16 protein-coding genes are annotated in these 17485 nt (G+C 68.2%); 11 read left to right on the forward strand and 5 right to left on the reverse strand.

Annotated elements, in window-relative coordinates; genetic code table 11:
• Positions 1 to 59 precede the first annotated feature (59 nt).
• The 3 genes from FFI97_RS13770 to FFI97_RS13780 all read left to right on the forward strand — a co-directional run bounded on the left by FFI97_RS13770 (position 60) and on the right by FFI97_RS13780 (position 2720).
• Positions 60 to 599, forward strand: coding sequence for a TRAP transporter small permease subunit (locus tag FFI97_RS13770; protein WP_070061823.1), 540 nt, complete (start codon positions 60 to 62; stop codon positions 597 to 599).
• Positions 600 to 663: 64 nt separating this feature from the next.
• Complete coding sequence (locus tag FFI97_RS13775) at positions 664 to 2202, forward strand: TRAP transporter large permease subunit (RefSeq protein WP_062468805.1); 1539 nt, start codon at positions 664 to 666, stop codon at positions 2200 to 2202.
• A complete protein-coding gene (locus FFI97_RS13780; protein WP_139701873.1) occupies positions 2199 to 2720 on the forward strand; it encodes a hypothetical protein in 522 nt (173 codons plus the stop codon). The genes FFI97_RS13775 and FFI97_RS13780 overlap by 4 nt, the downstream gene beginning before the upstream one ends.
• A gap of 73 nt (positions 2721 to 2793) precedes the next feature.
• On the opposite strand, the gene FFI97_RS13785 is transcribed toward FFI97_RS13780, so the two are convergent.
• From FFI97_RS13785 to xseB, 4 genes are all read right to left on the reverse strand, one after another.
• Positions 2794 to 3873 (reverse strand): TRAP transporter substrate-binding protein, encoded by a 1080-nt coding sequence (locus tag FFI97_RS13785; protein WP_062468808.1) that lies wholly within the window; start codon positions 3871 to 3873, stop codon positions 2794 to 2796.
• Between the two features lie 130 nt (positions 3874 to 4003).
• Positions 4004 to 5848, reverse strand: a complete 1845-nt coding sequence (dxs, locus tag FFI97_RS13790) for a 1-deoxy-D-xylulose-5-phosphate synthase (RefSeq protein WP_139701874.1) — start codon at positions 5846 to 5848, stop codon at positions 4004 to 4006.
• Between the two features lie 22 nt (positions 5849 to 5870).
• On the reverse strand, positions 5871 to 6785 hold the full coding sequence (locus FFI97_RS13795; protein WP_139701875.1) for a polyprenyl synthetase family protein: 915 nt from the start codon (positions 6783 to 6785) through the stop codon (positions 5871 to 5873).
• A gap of 11 nt (positions 6786 to 6796) precedes the next feature.
• Positions 6797 to 7063: an exodeoxyribonuclease VII small subunit gene (gene xseB / locus FFI97_RS13800; RefSeq protein WP_062468817.1), complete on the reverse strand. Its 267-nt coding sequence runs from the start codon at positions 7061 to 7063 to the stop codon at positions 6797 to 6799.
• A gap of 272 nt (positions 7064 to 7335) precedes the next feature.
• On the opposite strand from xseB, the gene FFI97_RS13805 reads away from it, so the two are divergent.
• The 8 genes from FFI97_RS13805 to FFI97_RS13840 all read left to right on the forward strand — a co-directional run bounded on the left by FFI97_RS13805 (position 7336) and on the right by FFI97_RS13840 (position 16113).
• The gene (locus FFI97_RS13805; RefSeq protein WP_139701876.1) at positions 7336 to 8481 is read left to right on the forward strand and encodes an aromatic ring-hydroxylating oxygenase subunit alpha; all 1146 of its coding nucleotides are present in this window, start codon (positions 7336 to 7338) and stop codon (positions 8479 to 8481) included.
• Between the two features lie 57 nt (positions 8482 to 8538).
• Complete coding sequence (locus tag FFI97_RS13810; RefSeq protein ID WP_070061818.1) at positions 8539 to 9471, forward strand: DMT family transporter; 933 nt, start codon at positions 8539 to 8541, stop codon at positions 9469 to 9471.
• A gap of 53 nt (positions 9472 to 9524) precedes the next feature.
• Entirely contained in the window at positions 9525 to 10433 is a 909-nt protein-coding gene (locus tag FFI97_RS13815) for a sulfurtransferase (RefSeq protein WP_139701877.1), read from the forward strand.
• The gene (locus FFI97_RS13820) at positions 10430 to 11020 is read left to right on the forward strand and encodes a DUF2796 domain-containing protein (RefSeq protein WP_260684992.1); all 591 of its coding nucleotides are present in this window, start codon (positions 10430 to 10432) and stop codon (positions 11018 to 11020) included. The genes FFI97_RS13815 and FFI97_RS13820 overlap by 4 nt, the downstream gene beginning before the upstream one ends.
• A gap of 4 nt (positions 11021 to 11024) precedes the next feature.
• Complete coding sequence (locus FFI97_RS13825) at positions 11025 to 11771, forward strand: ABC transporter ATP-binding protein (protein WP_144004452.1); 747 nt, start codon at positions 11025 to 11027, stop codon at positions 11769 to 11771.
• Positions 11768 to 13030, forward strand: a complete 1263-nt coding sequence (locus FFI97_RS13830) for an ABC transporter permease (RefSeq protein WP_139701878.1) — start codon at positions 11768 to 11770, stop codon at positions 13028 to 13030. The genes FFI97_RS13825 and FFI97_RS13830 overlap by 4 nt, the downstream gene beginning before the upstream one ends.
• Positions 13031 to 13032: 2 nt before the next feature.
• Positions 13033 to 13659 (forward strand): DUF3299 domain-containing protein, encoded by a 627-nt coding sequence (locus FFI97_RS13835; protein ID WP_095946848.1) that lies wholly within the window; start codon positions 13033 to 13035, stop codon positions 13657 to 13659.
• A gap of 186 nt (positions 13660 to 13845) precedes the next feature.
• The gene (locus FFI97_RS13840; protein ID WP_139701879.1) at positions 13846 to 16113 is read left to right on the forward strand and encodes a DUF3300 domain-containing protein; all 2268 of its coding nucleotides are present in this window, start codon (positions 13846 to 13848) and stop codon (positions 16111 to 16113) included.
• Positions 16114 to 16153: 40 nt separating this feature from the next.
• On the opposite strand, the gene FFI97_RS13845 is transcribed toward FFI97_RS13840, so the two are convergent.
• Positions 16154 to 17425: a M20/M25/M40 family metallo-hydrolase gene (locus FFI97_RS13845; RefSeq protein ID WP_062468836.1), complete on the reverse strand. Its 1272-nt coding sequence runs from the start codon at positions 17423 to 17425 to the stop codon at positions 16154 to 16156.
• Positions 17426 to 17485 lie beyond the last annotated feature (60 nt).

Raw genomic sequence — 17485 nt, forward strand, 5'->3', positions numbered from 1 at the left:
TTGCGCGCAGCCCCCACCAGGGGCCGGCGCTTCACCTTGGGCTTCGCGGGAGACACCCCTTGTCTGTATTCCTCAAATTCGCGGCCGTCATGGACTGGGTCAGCGAAAAACTCGGCAAATTTGCCGGCTATGCCGTTCTGGCCGCGTCGCTCATCTCGGCCGCCAACGCCTTCGTCCGGTACGGCTTCGACTTCAGCAACAACGCCTTCCTCGAGATCCAGTGGTATCTGTTCGCCGCCACCGTGATGCTCGGTGCGCCGGTGGTGCTGCGCTTCAACGAGCACGTGCGCGTGGACATCATCTACGGCAAGCTCAAGGGCCACGGGCCGGTGTATGTCGACCTGTTCGGCCTGACCTTCTTCCTGCTGCCGGTGATGGGCCTGCTGACCTACCTCACCTGGCCGTTCTTCTGGAACACCTGGGTGTCGGGCGAGATGTCGGGCAACATCGGCGGGCTGATCCGCTGGCCCGCCGCGCTGCTGATGCCCGTGGGTTTCTGCACGATGTTCCTGCAAGGTGTCGCCGAGATCATCAAGCGCATCGCCTACCTGCGCGGACTGATCGAGATGAACACGCACTACGAGAAGCCGGTGCAGTGATGGCGTTCGTCGCGCTTCGCCAGACCGCCCCGACCTTTCCCGCACAGCAGGACACGTAGACATCATGCACATGGAAAATTTCGCCCCGATCATGTTCGCGGGGCTCGTGGTGATCATGCTGATCGGGTTTCCGGTCGCGTTTTCGCTCTCGGCCCTCGGCCTGATCTGCGGCTTCTTCGCCATCGAGATGGGCTGGTTCCCGGCCGGCTTCATGGCCAACCTGCCGCTCAACGTGTTCGGCATTTTGTCGAACGAGACGCTGCTGGCCATTCCGTTCTTCACGCTCATGGGAGCGGTGTTAGAGAAGTGCGGGCTCGCCGAGGACATGCTCGACTCGATGGGCCAGCTCTTCGGCCCGATCCGCGGCGGCCTGGGCTACTCGGTGATCATCGTGGGCTTCATCCTCGGCGCCATCACCGGCACGGTGGCCGGCCAGGTGATCGCGATGGCGATGATCTCGCTGCCGGTCATGATGCGCTACGGCTACAACATGCGCTACTCGACCGGCGTGCTCGCCGCCTCGGGAACCATCACGCAGCTGGTGCCGCCCTCGCTGGTGCTGATCGTCATGGCCGACCAGCTCGGCACCGACGTCGGCCAGATGTACAAGGGCGCCTGGGGTCCGTCGATCCTGCAGGTGGTGATCTTCGCGATCTACACCTTCCTGGTCTCGCGCATCCGTCCGCACTACGTGCCCGGCCTGCCCGCCACGGCGCGCACGCTGCACGGCTGGGCGCTGTGGGGCAAGTGCCTGCGCGGCATCATCCCCTCGGCCATCCTGATCTTCGCGGTGCTCGGCTCGATGGGCGGCCTGCCCTTCATGGACAAGGCCATCGCCACGCCGACCGAGGCCGGCGCCATGGGCGCGGTGGGCGCGCTGGTGCTGGCGCTCATTCACCGGCGCCTGAACTGGGCGCTGATGAAGGACGCAATGGAAGGCACCATGCGCCTGACGGCGATGGTGGTGTTCATCCTGATCGGCTCGCGCGTGTTCTCGCTGGTGTTCCAGGGCGTGGACGGCGCCAAGTGGATCGAGCACATGCTCTCGGGCCTGCCGGGCGGCCAGATCGGCTTCCTGATCGCGGTCAACATCTTCGTGTTCTTCCTGGCGTTCTTCCTCGACTTCTTCGAGATCGCCTTCATCATCCTGCCGCTGCTGGGCCCGGTGGCCCACAAGCTGGGCATCGACATGGTGTGGTTCGGCGTGCTGCTGTGCGTGAACATGCAGACCTCGTTCATGCACCCGCCGTTCGGCTTCGCGCTGTTCTACTTGCGGGGCATCGCCGACACCCTGTTCAAGAACGGGGCGCTGCCCAAGAAGGTGGAGTCGCGCGACATCTACCTGGGCGCCGTGCCCTGGGTCGTGATGCAGCTGCTGCTGGTGGCCATCGTGATCTTCTTCCCGCAGACGGTGACCGTGTTCCTCGAGAAGGAAAAGGTCGTCGACATCGACAAGGTCAACCTCGACATGCCGGTGGACCCGAACGCGCCGCCCGCCACCGACAACGGCGTGAACATGGAAGACCCGTTCGGCAACCAGAAGACGCCCGAGGAAACGCCGGCGCCGGCGGCCCCGGCGGCGGGCGAAGCTTCCAAGCCGTGAGCGACGCCCGCCCCGGCGACGCCCCGAACGACCACCCCGCGACAACAGAAGGCGGCCCGCTCGAAAGCGCCGCCTTCCCGCCGCTGCTGCGCACGCTGGCGGTGGTGCTGGTGGTCGATCTCTTTGCCTTCGCGCTGTGGAGCCTGCCGTCGCTGCGCACCACCAGCTGGTCGGCCACCAGCCTGTTCGTCTTCGGCGTGGCGGGCCTGTGCGTGATCTGGGTCGGCTACTGGATCGTCTACAGCCGCACCCGCCTCGAAGGCGACGTGCTGACGCAGACCTGGCTGTGGAACAAGCGCGTGAGCGCGCAGGACGTGGCGCAGCTCAAGCTGGTGCACATCCGCATGCTCGAGCGCGTGATCGCGCCGCGCCTGCTGGTGCGCCGGCGCTTCGGCGGCATCACCTGGTTCCATGCCTACGACCCGCAGGTGCTGATCGCGTTCGGCGAACAGGTGGCGATGCGCACGCTGCCGTCCGCGCCGCCGCCCTCCCCCGACCCAGACCCCGCGTCCAAATGAAAAAAGCCCCGCCGAAACCGGCGGGGCTTTTTTCTTGTGAGGTGCGAAGCGCCGGGTTGCGGCGCCACGTGCCTTACAGCTTCTGCTGTTGCATGAAGCGGTCGAAGGTGCCTTCGGTGTAGCGGAACCAGGCGTTCTGGTCGGCCAGGAACTTGGACCAGTCGCTGTAGATCTTCTTCCACTCGGGGTTGCTGTTGTTCAGGTCCGAGTAGATCTGCTGGGCCGACTTGAAGGCAGCGTTCATCACGTCCTGCGAGAACGGACGCAGCTTGGTGCCCGAGCCCACGAGCTGCTTGAGCGCGATCGGGTTCTTGGCGTCGTACTTGGCCGTCATCGTGATGTTGGCGTGCGCGGCAGCCGCTTCGACCACGGCCTTGAAATCGGCCGACAGGCTTTCCCATGCCTTGGTGTTGATGTAGAAGTCGAGCTCGGGGCCGCCTTCCCACCAGCCGGGGTAGTAGTAGAACGGGGCGATCTTGTTGAAGCCCAGCTTCTGGTCGTCGTACGGGCCGACCCATTCGAGACCGTCGAGCGTGCCCTTTTCGAGCGCGGGGTACAGGTCGGCACCGGGGATCGATTGCGGGATCACGCCGAAGGGCTCGAGCACCTTGCCGGCGAACGGGTTGGTGCGGAACTTCAGGCCCTTCAGGTCGGCGACCGACTTGATTTCCTTGCGGAACCAGCCGCCCATCTGCGCACCCGTGTTGCCGCCCGGCAGGTTGATGATGTTGTACTTGGCGTAGAAGGCGCGCATCAGCTTCAGGCCGTTACCTTCGTACATCCAGGCGTTCTGCTGGCGGGTATTCATGCCGAAAGGCACGGCGCAGCCCAGGCAGAAGGTCGGGTCCTTGCCGTAGAAGTAGTAAGGCGCCGTGTGCGCCATTTCGACCGCGCCGCTCTGGATGCCGTCGACCACGCCGAAGGCGGGCATCAGCTCGCCGCCCGCGTGCACGGAGATCTGGAACTTGCCGCCCGTCATGTCGCTCACGCTCTTCGAGAACACCTCGGCGGTGCCGAAGATGGTGTCCAGCGACTTGGGAAAGCTCGATGCGAGACGCCAGCGAACGGTGGCTTGCGCGTGAACCGCGGGCGCGATGCCGGCAGCCAGAACGCCCGCGATGCCGGCGTTTTTGATGAGGGAACGACGATCCATTGAATTCACTCCGAGTGCTTTGGAAAAAACAAAACGCGGCTTGTGACCGCGTCAGGGACTTTTGTGAGTCCTTTTGATTGTAAAAACGCGCTTACAGGTGGCCGGCGGGGGTTTACCCTGCGACCTCTTGTCAAACGAAGCGTTTCTTGATCGCGGCGGCAATGCCGTCGGCATCGAGGCCGATCGATGCGAGCAGCTTGGCCGGATCGCCGTGCTCGATGAAGCGGTCGGGCAGGCCCAGTTGCAGCACCGGCTTCTGGATGCCCGCGGCCTGCAGGGCCTCGACCACCGCACTGCCCGCGCCGCCCATGATGGCGCCCTCTTCGAGCGTGACGAGCGCGTCGTGCGTGCCCGCGACCTGCAGCAGCAGTTCGACGTCGAGCGGCTTGGCCCAGCGCATGTTGACCACGGTGGCGTCGAGCGACTCGGCCGCGGTGAGCGCCGGGTACAGCAAGGTGCCGAAGGCGAGGATGGCGATGCGCAGGCCTTCGCGGCGGACCTCGCCCTTGCCGAAGGGCAGCGCGTCGAGCGTGAGATGCGGCGTGGTGCCGGCGCCCGCGCCGCGCGGGTAGCGCACGGCCACCGGGTGGTTCTGCTCGTAGGCGCTCGTCAGCAGCTGGCGGCACTCGCGCTCGTCGGCCGGGCAGGCGATGCTCATGTTGGGAATGCAGCGCAGGAACGGGATGTCGTACGCGCCCGCGTGCGTGGCGCCGTCGGCGCCCACGAGGCCCGCGCGGTCGAGCGCGAACACCACGGGCAGGTTCTGGATCGCCACGTCGTGGATCAGCTGGTCGTAGGCGCGCTGCAGGAAGGTCGAGTAGATCGCCACCACGGGCTTCAGGCCCTCGCAGGCCAGGCCGGCCGCGAAGGTGACGGCGTGCTGCTCGGCGATGCCGACGTCGTAGTAGCGATCAGGAAAGCGCTTCTCGAACTCCACGAGCCCCGAGCCTTCGCGCATCGCGGGCGTGATGCCCACGAGGCGGCCGTCGTGCGCGGCCGTGTCGCACAGCCACTGGCCGAAGACCTGCGTGAAGGTCTGCTTGGCCGCCGTGGTCGACTTGACCAGGCCCACCTGCGGATCGAACTTGCCCGGGCCGTGGTAGGCCACCGGGTCGGCCTCGGCGAGCTTGTAGCCCTGCCCCTTCTTCGTGACCACGTGCAGGAACTGCGGGCCGTCCAGGTGCTTGAGGTTCTCGAGCGTGGGCACCAGCGAGTCGATGTCGTGGCCGTCGATGGGGCCGACATAGTTGAAGCCGAACTGCTCGAACAGCGTGGCCGGCACGACCATGCCCTTGGCATGCTGCTCCAGGCGCTTGGCCAGCTCGAACAGCGGCGGCGCGTTGCGCAGCACGCTCTTGCCGACGCTCTTGGCGGCGGCGTAGAAGTTGCCGCTCATGAGCTGCGCGAGGTAGCGGTTGAGCGCGCCCACCGGCGGGCTGATCGACATGTCGTTGTCGTTCAGGATGACCAGCAGCTTGCAGTCGCACACGCCCGCGTTGTTGAGCGCCTCGAAGGCCATGCCGGCCGTGAGCGCGCCGTCGCCGATGATGGCCACGGCATGGCGCTTCTCGCCCTTCTGCTTGGCGGCCATGGCCATGCCGAGCGCGGCCGAGATGCTGGTCGACGAGTGGGCGGTGCCGAAGGTGTCGTACTCGCTCTCGGTGCGCTGCGGAAAGCCCGAGATGCCGCCCAGCTGGCGCAGCGTGGGCATGCGCTCGCGCCGGCCCGTGAGGATCTTGTGCGGGTAGGTCTGGTGGCCCACGTCCCACACCAGCCGGTCGTGCGGCGTGTTGAACACATGGTGCAGCGCCACCGTCAGCTCGACCGTGCCGAGGTTGGAGCTCAGGTGGCCGCCGGTGCGCGAGACGTTGTCGAGCACGCAGGCGCGCACCTCGTCGGACAGCTGCTTGAGCTGGGCCCGGTCGTACTGGCGGATCGGCGAAGGGTCGTGGAGAGTGGGAAGCAGCGGAGCCATGGAGGTGGGTTCTTTGTTCTTCTCAGCGGTCGCGGTCGACCACCATGTGGGCCAGGGCGCGCAATGCGGCAGTGTCGGGCAGGCCGCTCTTGTTCAGCGCGGCGATGGCATCGGCAAGAAGCTGGCTCGCCTGCGCGCGCGCGCCGTCCAGGCCGAGCAGCGACACGTAGGTGGGCTTGTCGGCCGCGGCGTCCTTGCCGGCGGTCTTGCCCAGGGTTTGCGAGTCGGCGGTGACGTCGAGGATGTCGTCGACCACCTGGAACGCCAGGCCGATGGCGGCGCCGTAGTCGCGCAGCGCCGCCAGCGCGACCGGCGACACGGTGCCGCAGGCGGCGCCCATCTCGACGCTGCCCTGCAGCAGCGCGCCGGTCTTCAGACGGTGCATTTCGCGCAGCTGGGTTTCGTTCAGTGCGATGCCGACGCTGGCCAGGTCGATGGCCTGGCCGCCTGCCATGCCCTGGCTGCCGGCCGCGCGCGCCAGCAGGCGGCACAGCAGGGCCTGCATGGCGGCGGGCACCTCGTCGCCCTCGGGCGCGAGCAGCTCGAAGGCCAGCGCCTGCAGCGCGTCGCCCGCGAGCAGCGCGTCGGCTTCGCCGAACTTCACGTGCACGGTGGGCTTGCCGCGGCGCAGCACGTCGTTGTCCATGCACGGCAGGTCGTCGTGCACCAGCGAATAGGCGTGGATGAGTTCGGTGGCGCAGGCCGCACGCAGCGCGGCGTGGGCATTGCCGCCGACCGCTTCATTGGCCGCGAGCACCAGCAGCGGCCGCAGCCGCTTGCCGCCGTCGAGCACGGCATAGCGCATGGCGTCACCCAGCAGCACCGGCGCATCGACGCCGACCCAGCGCGACAGCGCCGCTTCGACCGTGGCCAGATGGGGCTCGGCCCAGTTGGCCAGCGTCTTCGCGTCCCAGGGGGTGGTGGCGGTGGAAGTCATCGGGACGGCGCTCATTCGGCCGTCCAGGGCTTGAGGCTGCCTGCGTCGAGCACCTTGATCTGGTCCTCGACCGCCTGCAGCTTGTCGCGGCAGAAGCCGAGCAATGCGGCGCCGCGCTGGTAGCTGCCCAGCAGCTGGTCCAGCGGCAGCTGGCCCGATTCGAGTTCTGCAACCAGTTGTTCCAGTTCCTGGAGCCCGGCTTCGTAGCTGGCGGGCAGCGGCCCGGTGTCGGGCGTGGCCGCCGGGCTGGTCGTGGAAGGAGAAGGCACCTTGGGCATGCAACGAATCGTGGATGAAACGGAACATTTTAGGGCGGGGGCGCAACGAACCGCCGGGCAGCCTGCGCACGCGCGCGCGACCCTTTGCAACACCCTGTATGACGCCCGGGGATGCGAGGCCAAAACCCGGCGGGCGCAAAAATGCCCCCCGGGTACAATCCCCGCTTCCCCCGCCGGTCGCACCGGCACACCTCTTCGGGCCGTCACCCTTGCAGACGGCGCCTTCCGTTTTTTTCTTTTTTCTCCCTGTGGGGAGCTTGGTCAGGTCCTCCATGTCTGATTTAAGTCTTCAACTGCAGCAGGCCGCGAGCCAACTTCCAGTTACCGCGTATTTCGACGAGGCCTTGTACGCCCGCGAAATGCAGAACCTTTTCGCGCGAGGGCCCCGCTACGTCGGGCACCGACTGGCCGTGCCCGAGCCGGGTGACTTCCACACCCTGCCGCAAGAACACCAGGGCCGCGCGCTGGTCCACACGCCCAAGGGCGTGGAGCTCATCTCGAACGTCTGCCGCCACCGCCAGGCCCTCATCCTGCAGGGCCGGGGCCAGCTCGACACCCAGACCGGCGGCAACATCGTCTGCCCGCTGCACCGCTGGACCTACGCCGCCAAAGACGCGCGCACCACCGGCACGCTGATCGGCGCCCCGCATTTCGACCAGGACCCGTGCCTGAACCTGCACAACTACCCGCTCACCGAATGGAACGGTCTTCTGTTCGAGAAGAACGCCGACGGCAGCGGCCGTGACGTGGCGGCCGACATGGCGGGCCTGGGCCCGCAGGCCGACCTCGACTTCTCGGGCTACGCGCTCGACCGCGTCGAGCTGCACGAGTGCAACTACAACTGGAAGACCTTCATCGAGGTCTACCTCGAGGACTACCACGTCGGCCCGTTCCACCCCGGCCTGGGCAGCTTCGTCACCTGCGACGACCTGCGCTGGGAGTTCAAGCCCGAGTTCTCGGTGCAGACGGTGGGCGTGGCCAACCGCCTGGGCCGCGCGGGCAGCCCGGTCTACCAGAAGTGGCAGGAACAGCTGCTCAAGTACCGCGACGGCAAGCCGCCGAAGTACGGCGCGATCTGGCTCACCTACTACCCGCACGTGATGATCGAGTGGTACCCGCATGTGCTCACCGTGTCGACGCTGCACCCGGTGAGCCCGACCAAGACGCTCAACATGGTCGAGTTCTTCTACCCCGAGGAAATCGTCGCCTTCGAGCGCGAGTTCGTCGAGGCCCAGCAGGCCGCCTACATGGAAACCTGCGTGGAGGACGACGAGATCGCCGAGCGCATGGACGCCGGCCGCCGCGCGCTCATGCTGCGCGGCGACAACGAGACCGGCCCCTACCAGAGCCCCATGGAAGACGGCATGCAGCAGTTCCACGAGTGGTACCGCAACGCCATGCAGCAACCACGCGCCTGAACGCCACCCCGCCCCGCACCCGCCGGGGCTTTCTTTTTTCTGATCTGGATTCAATCGATGCAAGCGCTGTGGATGGTGCTCGGGGCCTTTCTGTTCGCCACCATGAGCGTGGTCGTGAAGGTGGCCTCGCAATGGTTCAACAGCGGTGAGATGGTCCTGGGGCGCGGCCTCATCGGCATCGTGTTTCTCTGGCTGCTGGCGCGCAACCGCGGCACCTCGCTGGCCACCAAGTACCCCGGCATGCACGCCTGGCGCAGCACCATCGGCGTGGTGTCGCTGGGCGCGTGGTTCTACGCCATCGCCCACATGCCGCTGGCCACGGCCGTCACGCTCAACTACATGAGCAGCGTGTGGGTCGCGGCCTTCCTGGTCGGCGGCGCGCTGCTGGCCTGGGTGCCGGTGCCCGGGCGCGACGGCCGCATCGAGCGCCCGCCGCTGCAGGGCCCGCTGGTGATGACGGTGCTCGCGGGCTTTGCCGGCGTGGTGCTCATGCTCAAGCCCACGGTGGGCGGCGGCGACGGTTTCGCGGGCATGCTGGGCCTGCTGTCGGGCGTCACGGCCGCCTTTGCCTACATGCAGGTGGTGGCGCTGTCGCGCATCGGCGAGCCCGAGCTGCGCACGGTCTTCTATTTCGCGGTCGGCTCGGCCGTGGCCGGCGCCTTCGCCACGGCCGCGACCGGGTTTTCGGGCGGCAGCTCGTGGACGTGGCAGCATGCGCTGTGGCTGCTGCCGATCGGCCTGCTGGCCGCCCTCGGACAGCTGTGCATGACCCGCGCCTACGCCACCGCCAAGACCCAGGCCGGCACACTGGTGGTGGCGAATCTGCAATATTCGGGCATCGTGTTCGCGGCCTTCTACAGCGTGGTGCTGTTCGACGACCGCATCGACGCCGCCGGCTGGGCCGGCATGGCGCTGATCATCGCCAGCGGCATCGCGGCCACCGTGCTGCGCCAGCGGGCCGTGCCGAAGGCGCCGGCCGAGGAACACTGAACGCAGCAGCCACGGCACCCATCGCCGAACCATTTTTCGAAGGAGCTCCCGCCATGTACACCACCCTCATCTCCGTCGAACAACTCAGGCAGCTGCGCGAGGGCGACTCGCCCCTCATGGTGTTCGACTGCAGCTTCGACCTCATGAAGCCCGAGGCCGGCGCGCAGCTGTATGCCGCCGCGCACATCCCGGGCGCGCAGTACGCCAACCTCGACACCGACCTCAGCGCCAAGCATGGCCTGCCCGGCGCGCGCGGCGACGTGGTGGTGGCGCAGGACGACGGCGTGCCCGCCTCGGGCGGGCGCCACCCGCTGCCCAGCCGCGAGAAGTTCGCGGCCTGGCTGTCGTCGGTGGGTTTTGCCAACACGATGCAGGCCGTGGTGTACGACCGCAACGGCGCCAACTACTGCGGGCGCCTGTGGTGGATGCTCAAGTGGATGGGCCACGACGCCGTGGCCGTGCTCGACGGCGGCCTGCAGGCCTGGCAGGCCGCGGGCGGCGAAGTGACCGACCGCGAAGAGCCCGCGCGCTTCCAGTCGAATTTCGTACAGGGCGAGCCGATCGCCAGGCTCGTGACCACCGACACCGTGGTGCGCCGGCTCGGCCAGCCTGACCAGAACCTGATCGACGCGCGTGCCGGTGCACGTTACCGCGGCGAGGTGGAACCTCTGGACCCGATCGCGGGTCACATCCCCGGGGCCCTGAACCGGCCCTTCGCCGACAACATCGGTCCCGACGGCAAGTTCAAGCCCGCCGCGCAACTGCGCGCCGAGTTCGAAGCGCTGCTCGCGGGGCGCGATGCGGCGACCGTCGTCCACCAGTGCGGCAGCGGCGTGAGCGCCGTGCCCAACCTGCTCGCGATGCAGATCGCGGGGTTCGGGACGACCGCGCTCTATGCCGGCAGCTGGAGCGAATGGAGCAACACGCCGGGGCTGCCGACCCGGCAAGGCGCAGAACCATGATGCACACCCTGCACACCCGACTTCGACGCACGTCCTCCGGCTTCGCACTGACCGCCGCCGCGCTGTTCGCGGCCGCAGCCCTTCCCGCACAGGCCCAGCAACAGCACGCGCATGTGCACGGCCAGCTCAAGCTCGACGTGGCCATCGACGGGCCCACCATCGTGATCGCCATGGAATCGCCGCTGGACAACATCGTCGGCTTCGAACGCGCGCCCAAGACCGACGCCGAGAAGAAGACCGTCGAAGCCGCCATCGCCCAGCTGCGCGCGGCCGACAAGCTCTTCACCATCGACCCCGCCGCCAACTGCAAGCTCGGCCCCGTCGACCTGCGCTCCGGCGCGCTCGGCCTGGGCAACCCCGACCCCGCCGAATCGAGCGGGCACGCCGACCTCGACGCCTCTTTCTCCTTCAACTGCACCCAGGCCGCCGCCGCGAAGTTCATCGACCTGAACCTGTTCTCGGCCTTCAAGGGCGCACGCCAGATCGACGTGCAGATCGCCACTGCGCAAGGCCAGTTCAAGCGCCAGCTGAAGCGCCCGAGCGGCGCGCAGGCGGCGCAGCCTTCCCGCCTGACGCTGGGCAAGTGACAGCGTGAGCACCCTCCCGCAGGCCGAGACCACGCACTTGCGCGTCGTGCTCGCCGCCGACGCCCTGCGCTTCACCTGGCCCGGCGTGAAGACACCCTGCATCGACATCGAGGCCCTGCGCATCACGGCGGGTGAATCCGTGTTCCTGCACGGCCCGAGCGGCTGCGGCAAGAGCACGCTGCTGTCGCTGCTGGCCGGCGTGCTGGTGGCCGACGAAGGCCGCGTCACGCTGCTGGGCCACGACTGGGCCAAGCTCTCGGGCACGCAGCGCGACCGCGCCCGCGTGGCGCACGTGGGCTACATCTTTCAGCAGTTCAACCTGCTGCCCTACCTGAGCGTGCTCGACAACGTGCTGCTGCCCTGCCGTTTCTCGGCTCGGCGCGAGGCTCAGGCTGCGCGCAACGGCAGCTCGCGCGACGAGGCCGAGCACCTGCTCGACCAGATGGGCCTGGACCGCGCGCTGTGGAAGCGCCAGGCGCTGCAGCTCTCGGTGGGCCAGCAGCAGCGCGTGGCCGCGGCGCGCGCGCTCATCGGCCAGCCCGAGGTCGTCATCGCCGACGAGCCCACCTCCGCGCTCGACGAAGACCGGCGCGAAGCCTTCCTCGACGTGCTGCTCACGGCCTGCGCCGTGAACCACAGCGCGCTCGTGTTCGTGAGCCACGACCAGCGCATCGCGCAGCGCTTTGCGCGGCACGTGCTGCTGCCGGAGATCAACCGTGCGGCATCGAGCGCGATGGCGGTGGACGCATGAAAGCGTTGTTCTCCATTGCCTGGCGCAGCGCCTGGAACCGCCGCTTCACGCTCGCGCTCACCGTGTTCTCGATCGCGCTGTCGACCTTCCTGCTGCTCGGCGTCGAGCGCATCCGCACCGAGCTGCGCGAGAACTTCGCGTCGTCGGTCTCGGGCACCGACCTCATCGTGGGCGCGCGCACCGGCTCCACGCAGCTCCTGCTGTACTCGGTGTTCCGCATCGGCGCGGCCACCAACAACATCTCGTGGAAGAGCGTGCAGGCACTGCAGGCGCACCCCGGCGTCGACTGGGTGGTGCCGCTGTCGCTGGGCGATTCGCACCGCGGTTTCTCGGTGCTCGCGACCACGCCCGAGTACTTCACGCACTTCCGCTACGGCGACCGCCAGACCTTGAAGCTGCGCGAAGGCAAACCCTTCGACGCGCTGTTCGATGCCGTGGTTGGTGCCGAGGTGGCCGACAAGCTCGGCTACCACGTGGGCCAGAAGATCACGCTCGCCCACGGCAGCGGCGAACTCAACGTGGCCGAGCATGCCGACAAGCCCTTCACCGTGGTGGGCGTGCTCGCGCGCACCGGCACGCCGGTCGACCGCACAGTGCACATCGGCCTCGCGGCCATGGAAGCCATCCACCTCGAATGGGTGGGCGGCGCGCCGATGCCGGGCGTGAAGATCCCGGCCGAGCAGGTGCGCAAGTTCGACCTCACGCCCAAGAACGTGACGGCCGCGCTCGTGGGCCTGAAGAACCGCGCCGCCGTGTTCGGCGTGCAGCGCTGGATCTCCACCTACACCGGCGAGCCGCTCATGGCCATCCTGCCCGGCGTGGCGCTCGACGAGCTGTGGAGCGTGATCGGCATCGGCGAGAACGCGTTGCTGCTGATGTCGGCCCTGGTCGCACTCGTGAGCCTCGCGGGGCTGGTGTCGGTGGTGATGGCGGGCCTGAACGAACGCCGCCGCGAGCTTGCCGTGCTGCGCGCCGTGGGCGCGGGCCTGCGCCATGTGCTGGCGCTGCTGGCGCTCGAAGGCGCGCTGGTCACCGTGCTGGGCGTGCTGCTGGGCGTGACGATGGCGGTGCTTGGCATCGCCCTGCTCTCGCCATGGCTGCAGGCGCAGTTCGGGCTGACGCTGAGCCTGTCCGAACCTACACTGAACGAATGGCTGCTGACGGCGAGCCTGCTGGTCGCCGGCTGGCTCGCGAGCCTGCTGCCCGGCATCCGGGCCTATCGCCTGTCGCTGGCCGACGGCCTTTCTCCGAGAATCTGACCATGACGAAGACCTCCACACCCCGCGTGCTCACCGCCCTGTCGATGCTGCTGGCCGGCGCCGGCCTCGCAGCCGCCGCCTGGGCCGCCGAGCCCGCACCGAAGGACACCACCGCGACCAACCCGCTGGGCGGCAAGCCGGCAGCAGCCGCGCCCCAGGCCGCGGCGGGCCAGCCGCGCCAGATCAGCTGGGAAGAGCTCGTGCCCAAGGACTGGGACCCGGCCAAGGCCTTCAAGGGCATCGACCTGAGCACGCTCGACGACGGCGACCCGCGCGCCAACGAACTGCTGATGAAGATGCAGGAGGTGTCGAACAACGCGCCCACCAACCCCGCGCTCAACGGCGTGGAAGTGAAGATCCCCGGCTTCATCGTGCCGCTCGAAGAGGCCAAGGGCGAGGTCACCGAGTTCCTGCTCGTGCCCTACTTCGGCGCCTGCATCCACACGCCGCCGCCGCCGGCCAACCAGATCCTGCACGTCATTCCGCAAAAGGGCGCCAAGTTCCGCGCCATGGACACCGTGTGGGTCACCGGCAAGCTGCAGACGCTGCGCAACGACTCGATGATGGGCGTGAGCGGCTACCACGTGAAGGCCAGCAGCGTCACCAAGTATTCGGGCGGCGCCAAGTAACGACAGAGGTTCTTCCCCGGGCGATCGCCACGTCGCCCGGTGGTCTCGTGGTCCTGCGCCGACAGGATGGGCGGCGCACCGCCGACACAGACCGTTGCATCCGGGGCGCAGGCTGTGTCATCGCCTGCTCTGGCCCGCCGTTGAAGGAGTTCCGGGCACCCTGCCGGCGTCTTCAGGACATGCCAGATGACACCCTCTCCCCACCGCCCCCTCCTTCAGCGGCGCCTCATGGCTTCGCTGTGCGTCGCAGCCTTGTTCGTTGCAGGCTGCGACAAGCCCGCGCCGCCACCTCCCGCCGCTGAAGCACCGGCCACCCAGGCCCCCGCGCCCGTCGCCGCGCCGGTGCCGGCCGCCTACACGCCGCCTTCGGCCGAGCAGCTCTACCAGCTGGTCGCGCCGATTGCGCTGTACCCCGACAAGCTCGTCGCGCAGATCCTGGCCGGAGCCACCTACCCCGATCAGATCACCGCGGCCCACGGCTGGCTGCAGCAGAACCCCACGCTCAAGGCCGGCCCGCTCGCCGACGCCGCCAACCAGCAGCCGTGGGACCCGAGCGTGAAGTCGCTCACCGCGTTCCGGCCCGTGATGGACCAGATGGCCGGCAACATCGCGTGGACCACCTCGCTGGGCAAGGCCTACTACAACGACCCGGCCGACGTGATGAACGCGATCCAGGTGATGCGCCAGCGCGCAGCGAAGGCCGGTCGCCTCAAGAACAACGACAAGCTGCGCATCGCGCGCGCCGCGACGCCGCCCAACTACACGCCCGCGCCCGACATGCAGCCGATGTACGCGGGCCCCCTGGTGATCGAGCCGCCCGAGGAGCTCATCACCATCGAGCCCGTGCAGGCCGACGTGGTGTACGTGCCGCGCTACGACCCGCAGGTCGTGTACGACACGCCCGTGGCCGTCTACCCCGGCTATGCCTATGCACCGCCGCCGGTGGTGGTCGAGCCCGGCTACAGCCGTGGCCAGGTGGCCGCAGTGGGCGCGCTGGCCTTCGGCAGCGGCGTGATCGTCGGCTCGGCGCTGGAGCGCCACGGCTGGGGCTGGAACGCCTGGAACATGAACTGGGGCGCGCCGCGCTGGCGCGACCGCGCGGCACCGCCGCCACCGGCCTACCGGCCTGCGGTGGTCTACAACAACAGCACGTATGTGTCGCGCTCGACCACGGTGGTCAACAACGTGCGCAACGTCTACAACAACAACAACTACGCAGGCGATCGCAGCGGCCCGCCGACCGGTGCGGCGGCATGGCAAGCGGCGCAGCAGCAAGAGCAGCTGCAACAACAGGCGCGTGCCCAGCAGCAACAGCAACAAGCGCTGATGCAGCAGCAGGCGGCCCAGAACCAGTTGCGCGAGCAACAGCAGGCCCAACAGGAACAGGCCTTGCGCCAGCGCCAGGACCAGCAGGAGCAGGCCCGTCGACAGCAGATGCAGCAGCAACAAGCGGCGCAGAACCAGCAGCGTCAGCAGCAGGCGCAGCAGGAACAGGCGCGCCGCCAGCAGCAGATGCAACAGGACCGGGCCCTGCGCCAACGCCAGGATCAGCAGGAACAAGCCCGTCGCCAGCAGATGCAGCAACAGCAGGCCACGCAGGACCCGCAGCGTCAGCAGCAAGCCCAGCAGGAGCAGGCACGACGTCAACAGCAAGCGCAACAGGAACAAGCACTGCGTCAGCGGCAAGACCCGCAGGACCAGGCCCGTCGCCAACAGATGCAGCAACAGCAGGCCGCGCAAGACCAGCAACGTCAACAACAGGCGCAGCAGGAACAGACACGGCGCCAGCAGCAAGCGCAACAGGAGCAGGCACTGCGTCAACGCCAGGACCCGCAGGACCAAGCGCGTCGCCAGCAGCAGGCGCAGCAACAGGAACAGGCGTTGCGCCAGCAACGCCAGGACCAGCAGGAGCAGGGCCGCCGCCAACAGATGCAGCAGCAACAGGCGCAACAGGAACAGCTACGTCGCCAGCAGGAACAGCAGCAGGCCCAGGCCGCCCAGCAACAGCAACGGCAGGCGCAGCAGGAACAGGCCCGGCGCGCGCAACAGATGCAGCAGCAGGCTCAACAGGAACAGGCCCAGCGAGCGCAGCAGATGCAGCAACAGGCTCAACAGGAGCAGGCCCGTCGTCAGCAGCAGTTGCAACAGCAACAACAGGCGCAGGCCCAGGCCGCGCAGCAGCAACGCCAGGCCCAGATGGAACAGGCGCGCCAGATGCAGATGCAACAGCAGCAGGCCGCCCAGGCCCAGCAACGCCAGCAACAGGAGCAGATGCAGCGCCAGCAGATGCAGCAACAACAGCAGGCCGCGCAGAACCAGGCCCGCCAGCAGCAGCACCAGCAGGAACAGATGCAACGCCAGCAGGCGCAACAGCAGCAGGCCCAGGCTCAGGCCGCAGCGGCGGCGGCTGCCGCCCATCGCCGCCGTCCGGGCGATCCCAACCCACCGCAGTGAACCCGCGGCCCCTGCCGCGGGCGCACTGCGCGCTACGAACTCAGTTCTTGCCGATCTCGGTCAGCAGCCGCGTCACGAGGTACAGGCGCGGCACGATCGAGTCGACCTCGATGTACTCGTCGCGCGCGTGGTAGCCGAAGCCCGCGAGGCCGAAGCTCTCGACCACCGTAGCCTTGCCCGAGCGGCCCGCGAAGCCCGCGTCGGTGCCGCCGCCGGTCATCGGCGTCAGCGCCAGTTCGCGGTCGAGCTCCTTGTAGATCGCCTGTGCCTTCTCGGCCAGCGCGCGGCCCTTGGCGCCCGCGACGAAGGCCGGACGGCCCACCTCGACCTTCACCGTGGTCTCGGTGTCGGGAATCAGCTTGCCGCTGGCGATCTTGGCCTGCAGCGCCTCGGTGAGTTTCTTCTCGGCACCGGGCTGCGTGATGCGGATGTCGCCCAGCGCCTGCGCCTTCTCGGTGATCTGGTTGATCGGGCCGGTGGCGCGCGCCACGGTCCAGTTCAGCGTCACGCCGGGGATGTCCTTGGCGAGGTCCTTGGTCTGCAGCATCTGGTACGACAGCTCGTACAGCGCGTTGCGGCCCAGCTCGGGCGCGGCGCCGGCGTGCGCCGCGCGGCCCTTCACCTCGAGCGTGGCCTGCGCGATGCCGGCCGCGCCGAGCAGCAGCGACTCGCCCTTGGCCACGGCCTTGGCGGCCGTCGGCTCGAAGGACAACACCGTGTCGTGCAGGTCGGCCGTGGTGGCGATGAGTTCGCCCGAGCCCACCGAGCCCACCTCTTCGTCGGGGTTCACGAGCACGGTGAGCGTGTCGTAGTCGCGCCAGCCCGCGTCGGCCAGGATCTTCAGCGACGCCATCATCACCGCGAGGCCGCCCTTGTCGTCGGCAATGCCTGGGCCGTAGATGCGGTTGCCGTCCACCTTGTAGGGCTGGCTGTTCAGGATGCCCGGCGCGTACACCGTGTCCATGTGGCCCTGCAGCATGATCTTGCGCTTGCCCGTGCCCTTGATCGTGCCGATGACGATGTCGGCGCCCGCGCCGGCCGAAGCCTTGCGGCGTTCCGTCTTGAAGCCGGCCGCCTTCAGGCGCCCTTCGATCACGTCGGCCATCTTCATCAGGCCCTCGACGTTCAGGCTGCCCGACTCGATGGACACCATCTCCTTCAGGTTGTCGATAACGGCGGGCTGCGCCTTCTCGGCAGCGGCGAGCAGCTTCGCATCGGGCGCCGCCTGCGCGGTGGCCACGGCGCCGAGCGCCAGGCCGCAGGCCAGGGCGACGGAACGCAGGGAGAAGAAAGACGAGGTACGCATGGTCATGAGAGTCTCTTTTCCTGGAGTGATTGGCGGGCGCCAGCATAGCGACATGGCGGGCGAAGC

The organism is Variovorax sp. KBS0712, from assembly GCF_006323185.2.
GTDB lineage: Bacteria > Pseudomonadota > Gammaproteobacteria > Burkholderiales > Burkholderiaceae_C > Variovorax > Variovorax boronicumulans.

Excerpts from the sequence above, each read along its gene's own strand:
- FFI97_RS13795 (WP_139701875.1), bottom strand. The coding sequence starts at position 6,785 with ATGACTTCCACCGCCACCACCCCCTGGGACGCGAAGACGCTGGCCAAC.
- FFI97_RS13785 (WP_062468808.1), bottom strand. The coding sequence starts at position 3,873 with ATGGATCGTCGTTCCCTCATCAAAAACGCCGGCATCGCGGGCGTTCTG.
- xseB (WP_062468817.1), bottom strand. The coding sequence starts at position 7,063 with ATGCCCAAGGTGCCTTCTCCTTCCACGACCAGCCCGGCGGCCACGCCC.
- FFI97_RS13840 (WP_139701879.1), top strand. The coding sequence starts at position 13,846 with ATGACACCCTCTCCCCACCGCCCCCTCCTTCAGCGGCGCCTCATGGCT.
- FFI97_RS13815 (WP_139701877.1), top strand. The coding sequence starts at position 9,525 with ATGTACACCACCCTCATCTCCGTCGAACAACTCAGGCAGCTGCGCGAG.
- FFI97_RS13820 (WP_260684992.1), top strand. The coding sequence starts at position 10,430 with ATGATGCACACCCTGCACACCCGACTTCGACGCACGTCCTCCGGCTTC.
- FFI97_RS13775 (WP_062468805.1), top strand. The coding sequence starts at position 664 with ATGCACATGGAAAATTTCGCCCCGATCATGTTCGCGGGGCTCGTGGTG.
- FFI97_RS13845 (WP_062468836.1), bottom strand. The coding sequence starts at position 17,425 with ATGACCATGCGTACCTCGTCTTTCTTCTCCCTGCGTTCCGTCGCCCTG.
- dxs (WP_139701874.1), bottom strand. The coding sequence starts at position 5,848 with ATGGCTCCGCTGCTTCCCACTCTCCACGACCCTTCGCCGATCCGCCAG.
- FFI97_RS13835 (WP_095946848.1), top strand. The coding sequence starts at position 13,033 with ATGACGAAGACCTCCACACCCCGCGTGCTCACCGCCCTGTCGATGCTG.
- FFI97_RS13830 (WP_139701878.1), top strand. The coding sequence starts at position 11,768 with ATGAAAGCGTTGTTCTCCATTGCCTGGCGCAGCGCCTGGAACCGCCGC.
- FFI97_RS13810 (WP_070061818.1), top strand. The coding sequence starts at position 8,539 with ATGCAAGCGCTGTGGATGGTGCTCGGGGCCTTTCTGTTCGCCACCATG.
- FFI97_RS13805 (WP_139701876.1), top strand. The coding sequence starts at position 7,336 with ATGTCTGATTTAAGTCTTCAACTGCAGCAGGCCGCGAGCCAACTTCCA.